At 70.3% G+C, this 19,794-nt stretch carries 24 protein-coding genes; 23 read left to right on the forward strand and 1 reads right to left on the reverse strand.

The genetic code is table 11. The features are described from left to right. Window positions 1-13: 13 nt before the first annotated feature. Together ACSQ11_RS02530 and ACSQ11_RS02535 are read left to right on the forward strand one after the other, a co-directional pair. Window positions 14-1,549 carry a hypothetical protein gene (locus tag ACSQ11_RS02530; RefSeq protein WP_436002740.1) on the forward strand — a complete coding sequence of 512 codons (1,536 nt, stop codon included), beginning with the start codon at window positions 14-16 and terminating at the stop codon, window positions 1,547-1,549. A 2-nt stretch (window positions 1,550-1,551) separates the two neighbouring features. Further along, window positions 1,552-2,628, forward strand: coding sequence for a phage minor head protein (locus ACSQ11_RS02535; RefSeq protein ID WP_436002742.1), 1,077 nt, complete (start codon window positions 1,552-1,554; stop codon window positions 2,626-2,628). Here the strand turns inward: ACSQ11_RS02535 and ACSQ11_RS02540 are convergent. Further along, on the reverse strand, window positions 2,625-2,777 hold the full coding sequence (locus ACSQ11_RS02540) for a hypothetical protein (RefSeq protein ID WP_436002744.1): 153 nt from the start codon (window positions 2,775-2,777) through the stop codon (window positions 2,625-2,627). The genes ACSQ11_RS02535 and ACSQ11_RS02540 overlap by 4 nt on opposite strands. A gap of 33 nt (window positions 2,778-2,810) precedes the next feature. On the opposite strand from ACSQ11_RS02540, the gene ACSQ11_RS02545 reads away from it, so the two are divergent. The 21 genes from ACSQ11_RS02545 (at window position 2,811) to ACSQ11_RS02645 (ending at window position 19,793) form a co-directional block, all read left to right on the forward strand. Then, entirely contained in the window at window positions 2,811-4,142 is a 1,332-nt protein-coding gene (locus ACSQ11_RS02545; RefSeq protein ID WP_436002746.1) for a hypothetical protein, read from the forward strand. 5 nt (window positions 4,143-4,147) lie between these two features. Continuing rightward, window positions 4,148-4,516: a capsid cement protein gene (locus tag ACSQ11_RS02550; protein WP_436002748.1), complete on the forward strand. Its 369-nt coding sequence runs from the start codon at window positions 4,148-4,150 to the stop codon at window positions 4,514-4,516. 11 nt (window positions 4,517-4,527) lie between these two features. Continuing rightward, window positions 4,528-5,625: a phage major capsid protein gene (locus ACSQ11_RS02555; protein WP_436002750.1), complete on the forward strand. Its 1,098-nt coding sequence runs from the start codon at window positions 4,528-4,530 to the stop codon at window positions 5,623-5,625. Between the two features lie 20 nt (window positions 5,626-5,645). Beyond that, entirely contained in the window at window positions 5,646-5,915 is a 270-nt protein-coding gene (locus ACSQ11_RS02560; protein WP_436002752.1) for a hypothetical protein, read from the forward strand. 238 nt (window positions 5,916-6,153) lie between these two features. Then, window positions 6,154-6,522, forward strand: a complete 369-nt coding sequence (locus tag ACSQ11_RS02565; RefSeq protein ID WP_436002754.1) for a hypothetical protein — start codon at window positions 6,154-6,156, stop codon at window positions 6,520-6,522. 3 nt (window positions 6,523-6,525) lie between these two features. Continuing rightward, window positions 6,526-6,963, forward strand: a complete 438-nt coding sequence (locus tag ACSQ11_RS02570; RefSeq protein WP_436002755.1) for a DUF6093 family protein — start codon at window positions 6,526-6,528, stop codon at window positions 6,961-6,963. Between the two features lie 14 nt (window positions 6,964-6,977). Continuing rightward, complete coding sequence (locus ACSQ11_RS02575; RefSeq protein WP_436002756.1) at window positions 6,978-7,334, forward strand: HK97-gp10 family putative phage morphogenesis protein; 357 nt, start codon at window positions 6,978-6,980, stop codon at window positions 7,332-7,334. After that, window positions 7,331-7,771, forward strand: a complete 441-nt coding sequence (locus ACSQ11_RS02580; RefSeq protein ID WP_436002758.1) for a hypothetical protein — start codon at window positions 7,331-7,333, stop codon at window positions 7,769-7,771. The genes ACSQ11_RS02575 and ACSQ11_RS02580 overlap by 4 nt, the downstream gene beginning before the upstream one ends. Window positions 7,772-7,833: 62 nt before the next feature. Continuing rightward, window positions 7,834-8,082, forward strand: a complete 249-nt coding sequence (locus ACSQ11_RS02585; protein WP_436002760.1) for a hypothetical protein — start codon at window positions 7,834-7,836, stop codon at window positions 8,080-8,082. 5 nt (window positions 8,083-8,087) lie between these two features. Beyond that, window positions 8,088-8,612: a hypothetical protein gene (locus ACSQ11_RS02590; RefSeq protein ID WP_436002762.1), complete on the forward strand. Its 525-nt coding sequence runs from the start codon at window positions 8,088-8,090 to the stop codon at window positions 8,610-8,612. 108 nt (window positions 8,613-8,720) lie between these two features. After that, window positions 8,721-9,374, forward strand: coding sequence for a hypothetical protein (locus tag ACSQ11_RS02595; RefSeq protein WP_436002763.1), 654 nt, complete (start codon window positions 8,721-8,723; stop codon window positions 9,372-9,374). 158 nt (window positions 9,375-9,532) lie between these two features. Beyond that, window positions 9,533-9,733, forward strand: a complete 201-nt coding sequence (locus tag ACSQ11_RS02600; RefSeq protein ID WP_436002764.1) for a hypothetical protein — start codon at window positions 9,533-9,535, stop codon at window positions 9,731-9,733. A gap of 18 nt (window positions 9,734-9,751) precedes the next feature. Continuing rightward, window positions 9,752-12,787: a phage tail tape measure protein gene (locus ACSQ11_RS02605; protein ID WP_436002765.1), complete on the forward strand. Its 3,036-nt coding sequence runs from the start codon at window positions 9,752-9,754 to the stop codon at window positions 12,785-12,787. Further along, complete coding sequence (locus tag ACSQ11_RS02610; protein WP_436002766.1) at window positions 12,787-13,473, forward strand: hypothetical protein; 687 nt, start codon at window positions 12,787-12,789, stop codon at window positions 13,471-13,473. Before ACSQ11_RS02605 ends, ACSQ11_RS02610 begins: the two co-directional genes overlap by 1 nt. Beyond that, the gene (locus ACSQ11_RS02615; protein ID WP_436002767.1) at window positions 13,470-14,555 is read left to right on the forward strand and encodes a hypothetical protein; all 1,086 of its coding nucleotides are present in this window, start codon (window positions 13,470-13,472) and stop codon (window positions 14,553-14,555) included. Before ACSQ11_RS02610 ends, ACSQ11_RS02615 begins: the two co-directional genes overlap by 4 nt. Beyond that, window positions 14,552-15,313: a hypothetical protein gene (locus tag ACSQ11_RS02620; protein ID WP_436002768.1), complete on the forward strand. Its 762-nt coding sequence runs from the start codon at window positions 14,552-14,554 to the stop codon at window positions 15,311-15,313. The genes ACSQ11_RS02615 and ACSQ11_RS02620 overlap by 4 nt, the downstream gene beginning before the upstream one ends. Window positions 15,314-15,325: 12 nt before the next feature. Further along, window positions 15,326-16,009 carry a hypothetical protein gene (locus tag ACSQ11_RS02625; RefSeq protein WP_436002770.1) on the forward strand — a complete coding sequence of 228 codons (684 nt, stop codon included), beginning with the start codon at window positions 15,326-15,328 and terminating at the stop codon, window positions 16,007-16,009. Beyond that, complete coding sequence (locus tag ACSQ11_RS02630) at window positions 16,006-18,465, forward strand: hypothetical protein (protein ID WP_436002771.1); 2,460 nt, start codon at window positions 16,006-16,008, stop codon at window positions 18,463-18,465. The genes ACSQ11_RS02625 and ACSQ11_RS02630 overlap by 4 nt, the downstream gene beginning before the upstream one ends. 100 nt (window positions 18,466-18,565) lie before the next feature. Continuing rightward, window positions 18,566-19,009, forward strand: a complete 444-nt coding sequence (locus ACSQ11_RS02635) for a hypothetical protein (protein WP_436002773.1) — start codon at window positions 18,566-18,568, stop codon at window positions 19,007-19,009. Next, complete coding sequence (locus ACSQ11_RS02640; RefSeq protein WP_436002775.1) at window positions 19,006-19,488, forward strand: hypothetical protein; 483 nt, start codon at window positions 19,006-19,008, stop codon at window positions 19,486-19,488. The genes ACSQ11_RS02635 and ACSQ11_RS02640 overlap by 4 nt, the downstream gene beginning before the upstream one ends. 2 nt (window positions 19,489-19,490) lie before the next feature. Then, window positions 19,491-19,793 (forward strand): hypothetical protein, encoded by a 303-nt coding sequence (locus ACSQ11_RS02645; RefSeq protein ID WP_436002776.1) that lies wholly within the window; start codon window positions 19,491-19,493, stop codon window positions 19,791-19,793. Window position 19,794 lies beyond the last annotated feature (1 nt).

The raw sequence follows: 19,794 nt of genomic DNA on the forward strand, positions 1-19,794 counted from the left end.
CAGGAGGTATGCCGTGACCGACACCGCGCCGGCATACACCCCCGAAGATGTCGCCCAGCTCGAGCACATGGTCGAGGTCCTCGAGGACGCAGTCGCCGACGCGATGCTCGCCGCCGAGGACCGCGGCTGGTCCACGATGGGCGACGCCACCGACGGCGCCATCACCCGCGAGAGGCTGCTCTCCGAGTCCCGACGGGCCCGCGTCATGGCCGTCGCCGACCCCCTCATCCGGCGCGGCGTCAGCCTCCGCACCGCCTACGTGTGGGGTCAGGGCGTCGCGGTCGAGGCCAAGCAGGACGACAACGCCGGCCAGGACGTCAACGCCGTCGTGCAGGCCTTCCTCGACGACGACACCAACGCCGTCAGCTTCACCAGCGCGCAGGCCCGCGAAGAGCTCGAGCGACGCTTCGCAACCGACGGCGAGGCGTTCCACTGCCTCGTCACCGCGCCGCGCACCGGCCGCGTGCAGGTGCGTGTCATCCCGCACCGCGAGATCGTCGACATCATCACCGACCCCGAAGACGCCGACACGATCCGCTTCTACAAGCGCGAGCATGTCGCCAAGGTCGTCGAGGCCGACGCTTCCGGCGGCACGGTCATCAACCGGGAGACCCGCACCACCTACTACCCCGACCTGCGCTTCCGCCCCACCACCCGCGCCCGCACGATCGACGGCCACCGGGTCGAGTGGGACAAGCCGGTCCTGCACACCGCAGTGAACCGGCAGACCGGGTCGCTGTGGGGCGTGCCGGACCTGTATGCCGCGCTGCCGTGGGCCGACGGCTACAAGGGCTTCCTCCTCGACTGGGCCAAGCTCGTCAAGGCCCTGTCCCGGTTCGCGTTCCAGGTCACCGCGAAGAACCGTCGCGGTGGAGCGGCCGTGCGCGACCGCATCAGCGCCGGCGCTGGAGACGGGGCCGTCGGGCAGACCGTCGTCACCGGGCAGGACCAGTCGATCAGCGCCATCGGCAAGTCCGGGGCCACCATCGACTCCGAGTCCGGGCGACCCCTGGCGTCGATGGTCGGCGCCGCACTCGACCTGCCCGTCACGATGCTGCTCACCGACCCCGGCGTCACCGGCGCCCGGGCGACCGCGGAGACCCTCGACCAGCCGATGCGGCTCATGGTCAAGAGCCGCCAGCGCCTGCACGCCGACCTCATCGCCACGATCCTGCACTACGTCATCGACCAGGCCATCAAGGCGCCCGCCGGGGCACTGCGCGGCACGATCGGGCGCAACCCGTTCACGGGCCGTGAGGTCCTCACCCTCGCTGGCGACCAGGACCGTAGCCTCGACGTCACGTTCCCCGACGTCGACGACGCCAACACCGCCGAAATGGTCAAGGCCATCGTGGAAGCAGCAGGCACCGAGCTGCTGCCTGAGCTCACCCTCGCCCGGCTGCTGCTGCAGGCCCTCGACGTCGAGGACGTCGACGAGGTCCTCAAGCTCGTCACCGACGCCGACGGGAACTTCATCTACCCGGCCGACCGTGCCGCTGCCACGTCCCAGCAGGACGCCGTGCGCGACGGCGACGTCCCGCAGGACTGACCGTGGCCGTCACCCGCGAGACACTGCAGCTCCTCGACGGCATGCGGATCGCCGTCAATGGTCGCGTCGACGCCGCCTCCGAACGGATCATCCTCGCCTGGGCAACCGCCTGGAACGAGATCGCCACCGAGTGGCAAGCCGCCATCGACGACCTGATCGAGGCCAGCAGCGACGGCGCCTGGCCGTCCCGGGCGAAGGTGTCCCGCGCGCGACGCGCACAGCGCGCGCTCGAACTCACCCGGGCCGCACTCCTGGACCTCTCCCGGGACCTGCCCGTCACCGTCGCCCAAGCGCTGCCCCTCATGACCGCTGACGCCGCCGACTGGTCTCGCCGACTCGCCGGCTCCCAGTACCCACCGCAGGCCGGTGGCACGCTCCACATCGCCAGCACCTTCGATCGGGCTGGCGAGGACGCACTCAAGGCCATCGTCACCCGCACCACCGGCCGCGTGCACTCCACCGCCCGACCCCTGTCCGGGCAGGCTGAGCGGGCGATGAAGGCCACGCTCATCCGCGGCATCGCCGTCGGGGAGAACCCCCGCACCGCTGCCGCGCAGATGCTGCAGCGCGTCGAGGGTGCGTTCAACGGCGGCCGCAACCGGGCCCTCGTCATCGCCCGCACCGAGATGCTGGACGCTTACCGTGCCGGCGCCCTCGCGCAGGAGAAGGCCATGGCCGACATCCTGCAGGGCTGGCAGTGGGGCGCCACCCTCGACAACCGCACCTGCCCCTCGTGCTGGTCACGTCACGGCACGGAGCACCCGCTCGGCACGCCGGGCCCCGAGGACCACCAGCAGGGCCGCTGCGTGCGCCTCCCGCTCACCAAGAGCTGGAAGGACCTCGGCTACCCCAACGTCATCGAGCCACCGTCGCTCATGCCGAACGCGCAGGCCATGTTCGACCGGTTGCCGCTCGAGGACCAGATCGCGGTCATGGGCAAGGCCCGCCTCGACCTGCTCCGCACCGGCAAGACGACGTGGTCCGACCTCGCGACGAAGCGCCACACCGACGGCTGGCGCGACTCCTACGCCCCCACCCCGGTCAGCGCACTGCGCGCCACAGCGAAGGCCGCGTCCTAGACCCAACCGCCGAGCTCGTCGGGTCCGACCAGCGCGATCGCCCCACACAGCGCGCACGACTTCTCGACGTGCGACCCGTCCGCCGCGATCACGACGGCGTCCGTCATCCACAGGTGCTCATCGCACCCGTCACCGTCAGCGACCACCACCGGTCCATCGTCCCACTCGCCCAGGAGGCGCGCATGCCGAAGCACCTGATCCGCGAGGCCGTCCCGACCCCGCTCGAGTCGACGAAGCCGACCAAGTCGGGCCGGCTGGAGGTCACCCTCATCACCCCCGGCTGGGGCAGCTCGGGCTACTACAGCGCCGCCGTCCTCAAGAACGCCGCCGAGGAGGGTCTCTGGCAGGCCGGCCACCAGATGTTCGCCGACCACCCCGGCGAGAACGAGTCCTACGACCGCCCCGAGCGCTCCATCAAGGACCTCGCCGCCACCCTCACCGAGACCGCCCGATGGGACGAGGAGGGCCAGCGCGTCGTCGCCGAGGCCCGCGTGTTCCCCCACTTCCTCGAGCTCCTCACCGACGAGGACTTCGCGGCCGCCATCGGCGTCTCCATCCGGGCATACGCCGAGTCCCGTCACGGCGAGGCCGAGGGTCGCAAGGGCCCGATCATGACCCGCATCGACGAGGCCGTCTCCACCGACTTCGTCACCCGCGCCGGCCGAGGTGGCGCCATCGCCGCCGTCATGGAGTCCGCACGGCCCGCGCAGGTCGCCGCCCGCGCCGTCGCGCACGGTGTCGAGGAGGCCACCGCCAACGACACCCGGGCCGCGCTGCAGGCCGCCGTCACCGGCGAGTACGGCGGCGACAAGACCTGGGTGTGGGTCCGCGACTTCGACGAGTCCCGCGTCTGGTTCACCCTCGAGACCCCCGACACGTCCGCCATCTACGAGCAGGCGTACGTCGTCGACGGCGAGCAGGTCGCGCTCGACGGTGAGGCCACTGAGGTCCGCGCCCGCACCGAGTACGTGCCCGTCACCACGCCGACCAGCACCGCCGCCGAGAGCGGCGCCCCCAAGCCGACCAAGGCCCAGGCACCCGCCGGGCAGTCCACCGCCACAAAGTCCGAGGAGACACACATGGCAACCACCGAGATCGAGGAGAGCCGCCTGGCTCAGCTCGAGACGGACGCCGAGCGGGTGCAGTCGCTCGAGTCCGAGCGCGACACCGCACGCACCGAGCTCGCCGCCTTCAAGGCGCGCGAGGCGGCCCGCCCGGCCGTGACGGCCAAGGTCGGCGAGTCCACCGACCTGCCCGCCCGCCGTCAGGCCCGCATCGTCGAGGCCGCCCTCGACGAGCTCACCATCACCGACGGCAAGGTCGACACCGAGGCCCTGACCCAGTCGATCGAGTCGCTCGTCACCGACGCCCGCGAGGAGCTCGCCGAGCTCGCCGAGTCCCTCGGCGTCGGCAGCGTCACCGGCTTCGGCAAGTCCGAGGACACCAACACGGTCGTCGAGTCCGCCGACCCCGCCATCGCGTCCGCGTTCGGTCGCACCGTCAAGGAGGCCTGAGCCCCATGCGCAACGAGTACATGCGTCCCGCGACCGAGCTGTCGCTGCCCGTCGTCGCCAGCACCGTCTCCGGCGACCCCGTCCGCGTCGGCTCCATCAACGGCGTCGCCGCCACGAACCGCGGCGAGGGCGGCAACGCCTCCACCCACGCCACGGTCATCACTGACCAGCGCGCCTACCTCTACGAGGTCGGCGGCGCCATCGCAGGCCCCGGCACCCCGGTCTACCTGACCGCCCGCGCCGGCGCCACCGCGCCCATCCTCTCCACGACCGCCTCCGGCGCCGTGTGGGGGCACACCATCCCCAAGGCGGGTGAGACCGGCGTGCGCGCAGCGACCTCCGGTGTCGTCGTCGTCCGTCCGGCCCAGGTCTGAGGAGGCCACCCATGAGCAAGTCCCAGATCCTCGCGCTGGCCGAGTCCCTCGGCGTGACCGAGCGCGACCTCACCAACGGCATCCGCCGCGGCGCCGCCAGCGAGGCCGACGTCGCCAGCGTCGCCCAGATGCTGCAGTCCGCGTGGCAGGGCAACGCCCGCGTGCGGCACGCCGTCAACGAGGCGCTCACCACGAGCGACCTCTTCGTCACCGGCACCGGTGTCGTCTTCGACCGCGAGCTCCTCGCCGAGTACACGGCGATGCCGCGTCAGTGGCAGAAGTTCGCCTCGCGCACCGTGCTCAACGACTTCCGCCCGAAGAAGCTCATCGACCTCATCACGGGGTCGGCGGCCTTCGCGGACGTCCCCGAGCACTCGAACTACCCCGAGGCCAAGTACGACGAGGCCGAGCGCACCATCCAGGTCAAGAAGACCGGTGAGCAGTTCGGGTACACCTTCGAGATGCGGGTCAACGACCAGCTCAACGAGCTGCAGAAGATCCCGAACTCGTGGGCCGGCAAGGCCATCGCCACGGAGGACCTCGCGGCCCTCTCCAGCCTGGCCAACCCCCTCACGGGTGCCCCGAACGCCGGCTTCTTCAACGTCGGCAACGACAACCTCGGCAGCCTCGCGCTGACCGACACGAACCTGCAGACGGTCATGACGACCGTGCGCACCCGCCGCGACGCCTCGGGTGCGCTCCTGTACCCCGGCGCGCTGCAGCTCGTCGTCGGTCCCGCGCAGGAGTTCACGGCTCGCCGGATCCTCAGCTCCACCGAGGTCCGCGTCACCAACGGCTCGACCACGACGATCCAGGCCAACCCGTTCGCGGGCATCACCCTGACCGTCCTGGACAACCTGCCGGGCACGGCGTGGTTCGTGCTGCCGCTGGCCAACGCCCCGCGACCGGCGTTCTACGTCGGGTTCCTGCGCGGCCACGAGACCCCGGACATGCGCGTCAAGCGCGACCAGGGTCAGCGCCTCGGTGGCGGCGACGTGCCGGTGGAGGACGGGTCGTTCGACGACGACACGATCTACTTCCGCGCCCGTCACATCACGGGCGGTGCCGCCGGCGACCCCCGCTTCGCCTACGCCAACCAGCCGGCCTGAGCCGGAGAGAGCGAGTCCCCATGGCTGACAACGGCAAGCTCCTCATCCCCGAGTCCGACTACGTGACCGTCGTGAACGGTGACGGCGTCGAGCTCGCGCACAAGGTCCCGAAGGCGTGGGTGGGCACCGACCTGCTCGAGCCGGGCGTGACCACGAAGGCCGAGCACGAGAAGGCCCAGAAGGCCGCCGAGGCCGAGGCCAAGGCCTACGAGGAGGCGGCGAAGAAGGCCGCCGACGAGAAGGCCAAGGCGGAAGCCGAGGCGGCCAAGAAGGCCTCGTCCGGCAGCTGACCCCGACGTCCCGCCCCGAGCCCTCCGACGGCCCGGGGCGGGACGAGGTCACGCACACCGTCTGGTCGGGGCGTCAACGTGGCAAGCGCGACGACGTCCCACGCGAGAGCAGTTCACCGCCCCGAAGGGCCAACCGGGGGAGCCGTGGCGGGTAACGCCGGGCAGCGTCGACGCCCATCCTTTCCTCCCCTGACAAGGCAGACCCTGCGCCCCGACCAGCACCCCACGGAGGTACGCCATGGCCAGTGAGACCGTCGACCAGGTCCGGCTCATCATCGCGGACACCGACAGCAGCAACCAGCTGCTCGACGACAGCCAGATCGCGTCGTTCCTCGCCCTCACCGGCGGCAACGTCCGCCTCGCCGCGGCTGACGCACTCGAGGCCATCGCGGTCTCCGAGGTGCTCGTCGCGAAGAAGATCCAGACCCAGCACCTGCAGACCGACGGCCCCGCGGTCGCCGAGTCCCTGCGCAAGCTCGCGGCCACCCAGCGCCAGCTCGCTCGGGATGAGGCCGACGCCGGTGACGAGGGCTTCTTCGACGTCGTCGACACCATCAGCGACGGCAGCGGGCCCGAGCACACCAACCGGCCCGTCTGGGGCCTGTAGGCCATGAGCCCCCTCCCCGGCACGCGCGCCATCCCCGCCGGCTGGTCCGCCCACCACGCCCCCGTCGCCGAAGGCGCCCTCAACGGCGCCGGCACCGTGTACGACCCGGACCTGCGCACCACCGGCTGGGACGACGCGACCGAATCCCCCACCGTCGTCGAGGGCGCACCGCTCTACGACGGACCCCTCGGCATCATGTCCACCCAGTCCGAGCAGACCGCACAGCAGGCCGGCGACGTCGTCCGCACACGCGAGTACCTCGTCCGCTTCGCCGCCGACTGCCCCTGGCTGCGCGAAGGCCTGCTCGTCAAGGTCACCAACGGCCACGCCGACGTCGACCTCACCGGTCGCACGCTCACCGTCATCGACGCCCAGCTCGGCACCGAGCGCTTCCAGCGCGACGTCGTCTGCCGCGACTCCACCGAGACACCCACCGCCTGACCGGGAGGTATGCCGTGCGCATCGAGATGGACGGCATCAACGACCTCGCCGCAGGCTTCGCCGCCGACAACCTCACCGTCATCAAGGAAGCCCGCAAGGCCGTCGAGAAGACCGTGGCCGCCGCGGTGCGCGACGCCAAGACCTTCGCACCCGTCGACACCGGCGCCCTGCGCAACTCGATCAGCGGCGAGGTGTCCTACTTGGCCGCCAGCACCGTCGGCGAGTTCGGTCCGACGGTGAACTACGGCCAGTTCGTCGAAGAGGGCACCTCACGGCAGGCACCGCAGGCGTTCGTCGGCCCGGCGTTCGACAGGAACACTCCGCCCTTCATCTCCGCCATGGAAGCCATCGTCGGGAAGTTGGGCAAGTGAGCACCGTCCTCGAGCTGCGGACGGCCGTCCTCGACGCTCTCGCCGCCCAGCCCAACCTGCAGGTCTTCGACGGCGAGCCTGGCTCCGGTCTCAAGTCCATGGGCTTCGGCAACGAGAGCACCGCGGTCGTCATCGACGCCGACAAGCGCGCACACATGCACGCCGCGCTCTACCTCGGCATCGGTCGCCCCGACGACGAGCGCGCCAACGGCGGCCACGGCGCGACCAACGACACCTTCCAGGTCACCTGCGTCGGCGGCGACTCCTACCGCTGCCTCCTCGCGATCGCCAAGGTCCAGACCGCACTCGAGGGGCTGCGCGTCCCCGGCGCGGGACGGATCAGCCAGGACGACGTCGACCTCGGCCCGCTGCGCGTCGACCCCGACCCCTCCCCTTCGCGCACCTACCTGCCGCTCATCTTCCGCGTCCTGCTTTGACGCCCCACGAGTCTCCGACCAGACCCGTCCACCCACCCGCCCCGCACAGGGAGGCATCACCCATGCCCAGCAACACCAGCGGCCCCACCAGCGGGGCCTCCAAGTCGGAGGGCTCGCCCTACGACCTCGTCCGGGTCCGCTCTGAGCGGTCCGGCAACGAGCACACCGTCACCCGCGTCGTCGCCGACAGCTCCGACGACCTCAAGGTCCTCGACAAGGCCGCCGTCGACGGCACCGGCAAGCCGCTCCCGGCCCGCGCCAAGCCCACCACCCGCACCGACAAGGCCGGCAAGCCGGCGCAGGAGGCCTGACCCTCATGGCATTCAGCATCGACGTCCCCCCCGGCTTCGACGCCGGCGGCATGTTCCAGGCCTGGTTCATCCCGGGCGCCACCAGCGTCGCGTCGGTCTCCGTCGCCGACCTCCTCGAGGCAGACACGGTGCAGGTCGGGTGCTACTTCACGACCCCGCCGGAGCCCACCGCCGCGACCGAGACGATCGAGGACGACCGGGCCTGCCTGCGTGACCCCGGCCAGTCGCGTGGCTCCACGACGTGGACGATCAACGACCTCGAGTACATCTACGACGTCCAGAACCCGGCGTCGGTCAGCAACAAGGCGTACGCCGCGATGACCGAGGGCTCCGAGGGCGTGCTCGTCATGCGCTACGGCATCGAGTCCGGGAACGCGCCCGTCGCGACCACCCAGTTCGTCGACGCCTACGCCATCGAGCTCGGCCCGCAGCGCAAGCTCCCGCTCACCCGCAACACGAAGGGCCGCGTCTCGCAGGCCGTGTTCGTGAAGCCGGGCGGCCGCGCGAAGGACCTGGCGCTCACCGCCTGAGTCCCCCAGATCGGGTGCGGGGCCGGCTCTGGTCGGACGGCCCCGCACCCCCCCTGCGTCACCCCTTCCGACCAGAACCCCGACCAGTCCGACCAGAGGAGCACCACCGTGTCCAAGAAGCGCACCCCCGCGAAGGCCACCGCAGCCACCAAGGCGGGCGCCGCGTTCGGCATCGACGAGCAGGAGCCCAGCGCCCCCGACGCCAAGACCTTCGACCTCCGCTCATGGATGGCCGGCACCGCGCTGACCACCCGCAGCATCGACGTCTGCGGCAAGCCCCACCTCATGGGCCGCATCCAAGAGCTCGCCGCCAAGCTCGAGCGCCCCGAAGCGCACGTCGTCGACGAGCGCGCCGCCGGGATGAGCCAGAACGAGATCGACGCCCACGCCGTCGCCGAAGAGCTCGAGGCGCTGCGCGAGGAGATGCTCGAGTCCATCGTCACGTGGAAGATGCGTGGCCTGTCCTCGGCCGAGATCGCCGAGATCAAGGAGTCCACCCCCGAGTCACCGGACGGCGTCGCCGGCGAGCGGGACTACAGCATCTGGGCCGCGCAGGTCGTCTCCATCAACGGGCAGCCCATCGAGCTCGAGTGGACGGACCTGCAGACGCTCCACCGCGGCGCCAAGGGCGTCGCCGGGCTGGGCGAGTACTTCCTGCAGACGATCGCCGCCACCGCGAACGCCGCACACCTGGGGGTCGGCGTGACCGTCCCTTTCTCGCAGAGGTCCTCGTCGCTGACCAGTCCGCCGCCGAAGAGCTGACGGTCGCCCGCTCGGCCGGGCTGCTCCCCTCGGAGTGGTGGGGCATCCGCCCACGCGGCTCCCTGCCGACTGACGAGGACCGTGACCTTCTCGTCGCGCTCCGTCGATACGAGGCCGGGCTGTGCAGTGGCGGCTGCGGGGCACACAAGGACGAGTCCATGGACGAGGCCAACGATGGCACCCCCGGTTCGTCCGGGAAGTACGTCGTTCCGCCGCCGTTCCTGTGCTTCAAGTGCGACGCCCTGGCGAAGGCGCAAGCCGAGTTCCGACGAGCCCTCGAAGAGGCGGGCTCGCACGACCACGGCCAGTACCAGTGGACCGCCCATCTCGCCCCGACGCAGCAGCCACAGACGACGTGACGAGAGGGCGGTGAGCCAGTGACCCAGCGCACCGTCACCGCCGTCTACCGCGCCGACGTCGACCGCTTCATCTCCGACACGCTCAAGGCGAAGGCAGCGGTCACCGGCTTCGGCAAGGAGGTCGCGGGGTCCTCGGCCAAGAGCCGCGCGGCCGCCAACGACGTCGCTGGCGCGTCGGCGAAGGCTGGCCTCGCCGTGAGCGCGGCACTCGCCCTGTCCGGCAAGGCCGCGATCGACTGGGAGTCCGCGTGGGCGGGCGTCACGAAGACCGTCGACGGGTCCGCCTCGCAGATGGCTGTGCTCGAGGGCGGTCTGCGCGACCTGGCGACGACGCTGCCGTCCACGCACACGGAGATCGCGGCCGTCGCCGAGGCTGCCGGGCAGCTCGGTGTGAAGCGCGAGGACATCCTCCAGTTCACCGAGACCATGATCGCGATGGGCGAGTCGACGAACCTGACGGCTGACGAGGCCGCCACGTCGATGGCCCAGATCAGCAACGTCATGGGCACCATGTCCCGCGAGGGTGCCGTCGGCGTCGAGCGCCTCGGTTCCACGATCGTCGCTCTCGGCAACGCCGGGGCCTCGACGGAGAAGGACATCGTCTCGATGGCCACGCGCCTGACCGGCGCGGGCAAGCTCATCGGGGCGACCGAGGCCGACGTCCTCGCCTTGGCCAACGCAATGTCGTCGGTCGGCATCGAGGCCCAGCTCGGTGGCGGCGTCATGTCCCGGGTGATGCAGCAGATCAACTCTGCGGTCATCGAGGGCGGCGAGACCATGGAGGGCTTTGCCCAGATCGCGGGCGTCTCTGCCGAGGAGTTCGCGTCCAAGTGGAACGCTGACCCGGTCGCCGCGATCGACCTCTTCGTCCGTGGCCTCGGCGGGATCAACGAGTCCGGCGGCGACGCGGTCGCGGCCCTCAAGGACGTCGGCATCGCGGGCACGGAGAACACCTCCGTCCTGCTGCGCCTCGCCGGCGCCGGCGACATCCTCACCGACTCCCTCAAGCTCGGCAAGACCGCGTGGGAGCAGAACAACGCCCTGCAGGACGAGGCCGCGAAGCGCTACGCGACGACCGCCTCCCAGCTCAAGATCGCACGCAACAACGTGCAGGACGCCGCGATCGACTTCGGCGCCGTCCTCGCTCCCGCGATCGTCAAGGCATCTGACGCGGTCTCCGGTGTCGCACAGGCCATGGCCGACCTGCCCCAGCCCGCGCAGACCGCGATCACCACCGTCGCCGGCATCGGTGCGGCCGCGCTCCTGGCTGTCGGCGGCACCATCAAGCTCACCACCACCGTCCTCGACCTCAAGGAGTCGCTCGACGCCACCGGCATCAGCGGCGGCAAGTACGCCCGCACCCTCGGCGTCATCGGGGCCGCGGCCGCCGGTGCTGCCGCAGCCACGGCGCTCTTCGACAAGTCCGGCTCGGTCATCGCCGACTGGATGGGTGCCAGCGTCACCGGCACCGAGGCTGCGACCGCGAAGATCCTCAAGGGCAAGGACGCCACCGCCGACTTCGCCACCTCTCTGGCGACCGCGACCTCGGCCGGGTCGACCTTCGGCTCCGTCATCGAGAAGGTCTCCCCCGTCGCCAACCTCTTCGGCGGCGGCATCGACTCTGCTCGCGAGTCGCTCACGTCCTACGACGCGGCTCTCGCGCAGCTCGTCGCGTCCGGCAACGGCGACAAGGCTGCGGAGTTCCTCAAGGCCGCCGGCGTCTCAGCCGAGGACGCCTCCCGCTCCCTGCCGGCGTATGCCGCGGCGCTGCAGGAGGCCGACAACCAGCAGAAGCTCGCGGCTGGCTCGGCGGGCGACGCCGCGGGTGAGCTCAAGGCCGTCGGTGGCGTCATGGAGGACTCGGCTCAGTCGGCCGAGGACTACGCGGAGGCCCTCGACGGTGTCAAGGAGGGCATCGTCGCCCTCGGTGGCGGGCTACGCGCCGAGCAGCAGGCGATCTCCAACTCGAGCGAAGCCTTCAAGGCCGCACGCGACGCCATCAAGGGCACACAGGTCGAGCAGGAGACCGCGCTGCGCGAGCTCTCGGCCTCCTACCTCGAAGTGTCGGCGGCCCAGGTCGATATGGGCCGCGGTGCAGGCGAGATCGGCGCGACGATGAAGCGCAACCGTGAGGACTTCATCGCCACCGCGGTCGCCATGGGTTACAACGCCACCTTCGCCGCGCAGCTGGCCGACAACTACGGACTCATCCCCGAGAAGGTCTCGACCTTGGTCTCGGCCGTGGGCGCCGAGACGTCCGCTGAGCAGGTCACCAATCTCAACACCGTCATCAAGGGTCTGAACGGCAAGACCGTCACCGTCCAGGAGGCCGGCAGGGCCAAGCCCTCGACGAAGAACATCGTCGAGATGGACGGTGCGATCTTCGGCCTCAAGGACAAGACGGTCAAGGTGCAGGAGCTCGGCGCCACCGCCTCCGGCGATCGGGTCGTCAAGCTCAACGGGAAGATCTACACCCTCAAGGGCAAGAAGGTTACGGTCGCCGCCAATGTCACGGGCCTGAGTGCGCTCGACGCCGCCGCCGCCAAGATCGCACGGCTGCGCGACAAGCGCATCAACATCGGCGTGAACACCGACTACACGACCTCGGGAAGTCGCTCGACCGCTGGCGGCATCACCCGCGCCGGCGGTGGTGCGGTATTCGGTGCCGGCACGGCCACGTCGGACTCCATTCCGGCCCGCCTGTCCAATGGGGAGCACGTCTGGACGGCCGCCGAGGTTCAGGCAGTCGGAGGCCAGGCGGCGATGTATGCGCTGCGCGCCGCAGCTCGCGCCGGCAGGGTCCCGAAGTTCGCCGACGGTGGCGCGGTCATGTCGACGTCACGGGCCGCGCAGTATGCCGCCCGCCCGGCGCTGTCGACCGGCTCCCCGATCGTCCATGTGAGTGCCCCCGCCTCCGACCTTGCGCCCCTGCAGGACTCCATTGCTGCGCTCGGCGCCGACATTCGCGGGCTGCGGCTCCGCGTCGACGGCCGCGACTTCGGACGGATCGTCTCCACGCACCAGACCCGCAGCCGCGAGAACGGAGGCGAGTGATGACGCTCATCGCGACCGCAGAGCCGGACGCGTGGCCGCCCCGGGTCAAGCTCGAGACGGACGGTGCCGCCGTCACCCGCACCGACGCCTCCGGCGACGTCGTCACCGTCCGCGGTGGCGTGGTCAACGGCGTCATCTACGACTACGAGGCGCCGCAGGGTGTCGCCCTCACCTACGAGGGCGACTCAGGCGACTGGGACACGGTCGCGTTGCCGGACGTCGGCAACTGGCTGGTGCACCTGTCTCGCCCCGAGCTGTCGTATCCGCTCGAGGTGCAGGCTGAGGGTGACGTGGAGATGCCAGCGCGCGTGTCGTCGGCCCGCCCCTACTCGGGCCGAGCGATGTCGGCCGCGACGGGCAACCGTGACTGGGTGCAGTCGTCGATGACGGTGCACGGCATTACGCGCGAGGACGTCATGGGCCTGCTGGACCTGCTCTACGACCAGACCGTGCTCTTCCTCTCGACCCACCCCGGGCACGACGACGAGGGCCCGCGGTACGTGCGCGTGCTCGACGTCTCCAAGCGACGGTTCATCAACGCCTGCGAGTCGCCGCGCCGGATCCTCACCCTGCCCTACCTCGTGCAGGACCGGCCGTCGGTGATCGAGGCCGACGCTTACGGCTGGGACCTGATGCCCACGAAGTGGTGGGCTGGGATGCCGACGCTCTGGGGCGGAATGCCGTGATCTACGGCTCCGAGATCGTCGAGGAGGCGCTGCGCGGCCCCCACAACATCAGCCTCCGAGCCCAGGTCTGGCACCACGCGTACAAGCGCGGCAACCTCGACGTCGTCGACGGCGCGTACCGCATCTCCAACGGGGACCTGGTGCGCCGCACGGGCACGATCGAGGTCCCGAACTCGCGCGAGGTCCGCGACCTGCTCGTCCCCGGCGTGGCCGTGCGGCTCTGGCGCGGCGTCGAGGGCGTCGGGCGGCCCATCCCGATCATGTGGGCCGTCGTCGGGCGCCCCTCGCGTGACGGCGCGACCCTGTCCCTGCCCCTCACCGACTTGGCACGTCGCGTCGGACGTCACGGCTTCCTCACCCCCCGCCGTTCCATCGCCGGCGCGACCATCGCGGGCCAGATCGAGTCGCTGTGGCGTGAGGCCATCCCCTTCATCCGCGGGTTCATCGACGAGTCCTACGACGGCAGCGCCATGCCGGGCGTCACGTGGATGGAGAGCGACTCCCGCGCCGCCGTCATCATGGAGCTCGCGACGTCGATCGGCTGCGAGACGTTCCTGCGCCCCGACGGCTGGGTCGTGCTGCGCCGTATCGGCGGCATCTACTCCCGCCCAGTCTGGTCACCATCGGACGACCTGCTCATCGAGGCCGACGCCGAGGCCGACATCGAGGAGGTCGTGAACTCCGTCGCTGTCCAGGCCGAGCACCCCTCCGGCGCCCGTCACACCGGCTCCTACACCGACGCGTTCAGCGACACCGGCACCAGCGCCATCGGCACCGTTACCCGGGTCGTGCGCACAGCAGTGCCGACGTCGAAGTCGCAGTGCGACCTCATGGCCCGCGCGATCGTCACCCGCACGTCTGGTGCACGCGTCTCCGTGGACTACGAGGCGAAGATGCATCCCGGCGTCGAAGCCGGTGACGTGCACGGCATACGCACCACCACGCAGGGCAGGCGCCGCCGCTACTCGGTCGTCATCGACGACGTCGACGTGCCGGACCTGTTCGGGGTGTCGATGCGCGCCTCCGGTCGGGTGGCCAAGCTCGGCGACGGCCTGTCGGATCTGGACGAGGAGTCGGCATGAGCCCGCGCAACGACGCGATCGGACGCCCGGGCCGGGTGGTGGAGCTTGGCGCCGACGGCTTCTACATCGTTGAGGTTGGCGGTGGCCAAGTCCCCGCTTACCTCTCGGACCGCGCCACGACAGCATCCCTCGAGATCGGCTCCGTCGTGACGCTTCTGCCGATGCTTGGCGGGTTCGAGATCGTGTCGACCCGCACCGGCCCGGACGAGAGCGGGGGCATGATCTTCGGCCCAGAGCTCCTGTCGAACCCGGGGTTCGAGGCCGGGATCCCGGGCGAGTGGCCGAACCAATGGCAGCCTGCATGGGACTTCCGCACAGGCGAGCCGGACCCGCTGGACGTCAGCACCGACTCGCCCCTCTCGGGGACTCAGGTCGCGCGGGTGACCTCGCCACCGGGCATTTGGCAGCACAACACCGTGGTGCTTCGCACGCAGGCCGCGCGAGTCGACGCGGGAGCCACCTACCGCGTGTCGGCGTTCGTATCGGCCAAGCCCACTGGCGCGACCGACTTGAAGGTCGACATCGAGGTTCTCACGGCTGCCACGCAGGATGACGCCGCCTACTTCAACCCCGCTGCGACCTTCCACCTGCTGGCTCAGGTGCTCGCCCCAGGCGAGGCGTGGCCTCTGTTGTTCGCCGACTTCGTCATCCCGACCGGCCACCAGTGGTGCCGCGTCGGTCTGCGAAGCGAGGCGGCCGCCGGTTCGACCGTGGATGTCCGTTGGGACTCCGCTTCCCTCAAGCAACGACTCGCCTAGGAGAACTGACCCATGGCCGCACCAGCTGGCTTCTTCGAGACGCCGTCGGGCTACCCGATCATCGACCCGGACACGATCAACCCCCGTGAGGACTGGCCCGCAGGGATGCAGGCCCAGGCCGACTGGCTCGACACGCACACCATCCTGCGGTTTGCCAACAAGACCGCCCTGCTGCTGGCGCGTCCCACGATGCCGCCCGGCCAGTCCGGCTGGGCGATCACGGAGAACAACGGCACCCTCTGGCGGTGGCGCGGCACGTCGAACCAGTGGGTGCCCGCCGGGGGGCGTATGCCTCGCGCGTCCGGCACGTTCGGGTCGGTCGCGGCCCTCGGCGCCGGCGCATGGTCCGGCCTCGGCTGGTCCGTTGCGACGACTGACGCTGACGTGTTCGAGGTCACCGCCGGGAAGGTGAGGTGCCTCATCGCCGGTGAGGTGCAGGTGCAGGCGCAGGCGCTGTTCGCGGCGACCCCTGCCGGCCAGATCAACGTTCGCATCCTCGGGGGCGGCTCGGTGAAGCGCAGCAACGTCTCCACCTCGGACCGCTCGGTGCCCGTCACGGCGGCGTTCAACGTCGCCGCGGGCGACCTGATCGAGGTGCAGGTCTACCAGAACCCAGCCTCCGGCAGCGCCACCCGTGACGTCGGCGGCGACGCGTCCGTCATGGCGTTCGATGTTCTGTGGAGGGGTGCAGCGTGATCGAGCTCATCATCGACCCGCGTGACCCCGAGCTCGCGCACCTGGGTGTTGCGGGCGACGGGTCGAGCGTGCGGTCCTACACCGCGACGATCCGTCCGTCCCGCACTGTGCGGCTCACGAGCGGCGGGTTCCTGTCCTCGGTGGTGCCCGCGCCGAAGTCCGCGACGACCGAGCAGTCGGTGACGTTCACGGTGCCTGCGACGGACGGTCCCGAGATCCTCGCCGCGGACCGCTCCACGTTCACGTACACGGTCGACATCGAGTTCGATGGGATCAGCGGGCGCGGCCGGGGCAATGCGCGACGGCTGTCGTTCGCGGGCATGCTTCCGGCGTCGCTGGGTGCGTCGGCGCCCGTGACGGCCATCGTGAACGCCGAGCCGGTGCCGCCCGAGTTCGCGAACGTCGCGGACCTCGTTGCGGACGTGAACGCCGCCGAGGCGGCGGCCACATCTGCTGCGTCCTCTGCCGCGACCTCGGCGACGGCTGCGACCAACGCCGCGAACCTCGTCGGCGCGCCCGCGGACTCTGCCGTCGCAGCAGCCATCAACGGCACCACCTCCAACACGCGCGTCGCTCTCGCCGGGGCGCTGAACCGGTACGACATCCGCGACTACGGTGCCACCACCGCCGCCACCGACAACGGCCCCGCGATCCAGGCCGCGATGAACGCCGCCGCCACCACCAAGGGTGTCGTGTGGGTTCCGACCGGGACGTGGAAGATCGTTGGCAAGGCTGCCCGCACCCTCACCGCGCCCGCGAACGTCACCATCGAGGGGCAGGACCGCCGCGGGTCCATCCTCAAGGTGACCGGGACGACGGACTGGGCGTTCCTGTTCTGCTACCCCACCACCGGGTCGTGCGACGGGTTCACCGTCCGCAACCTCACCGTCGATGGTGCCGGCACGACCGGGATGACGGGGACCGCGGGCGACTTCGCGAAGGCCCGCACCCTGTTCAACCTCATCGGCGCCAACATCACCATCGAGTCGTGCGACCTCATCTGCAACGGCGTGTGGGGTGTCAAGCACGTCGGCGCGAACGTCAAGCTCCGCGACAACAACATCACCGTCGACCTGACCGGGTACACCCTCGGCTGGTTCGACATGTCGGTGCTGTGGTCGAACTCGATGGACGGTCGCTACCAGGACAACTCCTTCACCGTCATCGAGCCGACCACCAACACGTTCGTCGCACAGACCGCGATCGAGTTCCAGGGCCACCGCAACACGGTCGCCGGGAACAAGACCACCGGCTCGTCGAAGTTCCGCAACGGCGTCATCTTCACCGCGAACACCTACATCGACCCGCTCGCCACCTACTACCCCGGCTGGCCCAAGGGCGCCGACGACAACGTCATCGAGAACAACCGCATGACCGTCACCCGGTTCGGTGTCGAAATCTGGGGCATGGCGGTCACGTCGCCGGCGCCGATGCAGCGCACCCGGATTCGCCGCAACGCGTTCACCATCAACAACGTGGGCGTCGCTGCTGCGGGTGCGCTGGTCAGCATGTACCTCGGCACGCCCGGTGCTCCCGGCAACGACGGCACGCAGACGTCGCCGCTCATCGACCTCAAGATCAGCGACAACGTCGTCACCTACGCGGTGCGCCGCGTGTCGGGGGTCTACTCGTCCGCGGACTCGGCTGTGCGCCTCTACACGGAGGTGGCGCTGACGGGCGTGCAGGTCATCAACAACACCGTTGACAACTGCGGCGGGTTCGGCGTTCTCGCCTACGTCGCAGACGCGTCGTCGGCGTGGATCGACGGCCTCGACGTCACCAGCAACAAGTTCGTCAACGTGCGCGAGCCTGTCCGCATCGTCCGCAACACGAAGAACTGGCGCGTCGCGGAGGGCAACGTGTTCTCGCAGACGTCCATCTACGGGACACTCACCGACAACATGATCGAGACCGTCGCGGCGCGCTCCGGCTCGCAGACGGACGGCACGGTGCGCGGCAACATGATCCGCTGCGCGGCGGGCCACAAGCCGTTCTACCCGATCCGTAACCAGGGCATCGCGGAGGCGTTCTACCCGGCGTCGTCCGGGTTCGTGGTGGAGCAGATGGGTGTGCAGCTCGAGGCGCCCACGCAGACGGTCACGGTCGGCTCGAACGATCTGGTGCGCCGGGTCGCGGGCACGTTCGTCAAGTCACAGTTCGCGGCGGGCGCGACCCTCGGCACCCTGACCGCCGCGGGCGGTGGTGCCGTCGCCATCACGTCGGTGACGGACGCGCGAACGATGACAGTCAACGACGCCACGAACATCCTGCCCGGTCAGGTTCTCGCGATCCCGTTCAATGCGCCGTTCGCGTCGGGATCGGCGGTCGTGGTCGCTGTAGTGGGGAACGTCGTGTACACGGGCGCGAACCATCTGGCGGCGGCTGCGGGTCACGCGTGGTCTGAGGCTGCCGGCGTCACGCTGACGTACTACAGCGCGGTCACCACCGTTTCCTGACGCAACAGACCCCGCACGGCAACCAGTTGGGCTGGAAACCGTGCGGGGCTGAGAGACACCCGTCGGCGCCGGGCGCCGCCCTCAACCATGGAGGCTCCACGTGACCATCGTCCGCCGCGTCATCCACCAGGCAGGCAACCGCCTCGACCAGGCCGAGCACTACATCCTCGCGATCGCGCTCATCCTCACCGCGATCACCGCAGGCATCGGCATCACACAGCTCACCAACCCCGAGTCCTACCTCGCGGCCAAAGGCTTCACCGTCACCTACGAATGGCGACCGATCCAGCAGTGGGGCGCCGGCATGCTCGCCCTCGCCCTCGCCACGGTGACCGCGATCCCCGGCGGCCGCCGCACCCTCGCGCTGTCCTTGGGCGCACAGTCGCTCATCTGGACCGCTTGGGGGTTCGCGCTCATCCAAGCCTCCGCCCGACTCGGCACAGCCCCCTCCGGCGCGATCGCCTACACCGGCCTGTCCTGGGCGCTGATGATCCTCGCCGCCTACTACCTCTTCTCCCGCAAGAAGGGCCCGGTGCTCGGATGACGAAGGCCCTGTCGATCACGTCGACCCGACACGCCGCCGCCATCACGCTCTACGTCGTTCTCACGTGGCTCGGACTCCTGCACATCCTCGACGTCGCCGGCCACGAGTGGGTCACGGCCAAGCTCGGCGGACCGCTCACCGCGCTGTGGGCGTCGCTGTACTTCATCGGCCCGGCCGTGGTTCTCGCGTCCGCGATGCTCGCGCCGACCGTGCGCCTCCCCGTCATCCCCCTCTGGTGCGAAGCCGCCGGCTGCGTTCTCACCGCGGCCATGAACATCGTGCTCGTCACCTGCGTCGTGCTCGTCATCGGCTTCGACTCTGCGTCGAACTTCACCACGATCTTCGGCGGCATCGTGGTCGGCATGCTCGCCCGGGTCGGGCAGATCTGGCGCGAGCAGAAGAAGCTCAAGGCCGCGCACGCCCACCCCCGGCCCGCCGACCCGGCGCCGCTGGCCGAAGCCGACACCACGCGGGAGTAGCCATGGAGCGCGCGGTCTCCCTCGCGTTGCAGGCGCTTCCCATCTTCGCCGCAGCCTGTGCCGGCCTGTGGGTCGTCATCCGGTACTTCCTCGAGCGTCGCCGCGGTCCCCGCCCTGACCCCGCCACGGTCCAGCAGGGCCAAGTCATCCCGCCACCGTCCGACGAGTGGGCGACTCGTGCCTACGAAGGGCTGCAGCGCGAGCTCAAGGACGAGATCGCCGACCACGCCCACACGATCAACCGGCACCGCCTGTGTCACGAGCTCATGGCTGACCACGGCATTCCGGTCCCGGACGACCACTGAC

Origin of the sequence: Knoellia sp. LjRoot47 (assembly GCF_964253435.1) — a bacterium.
Classification (GTDB): Bacteria; Actinomycetota; Actinomycetes; order Actinomycetales; family Dermatophilaceae; genus Knoellia.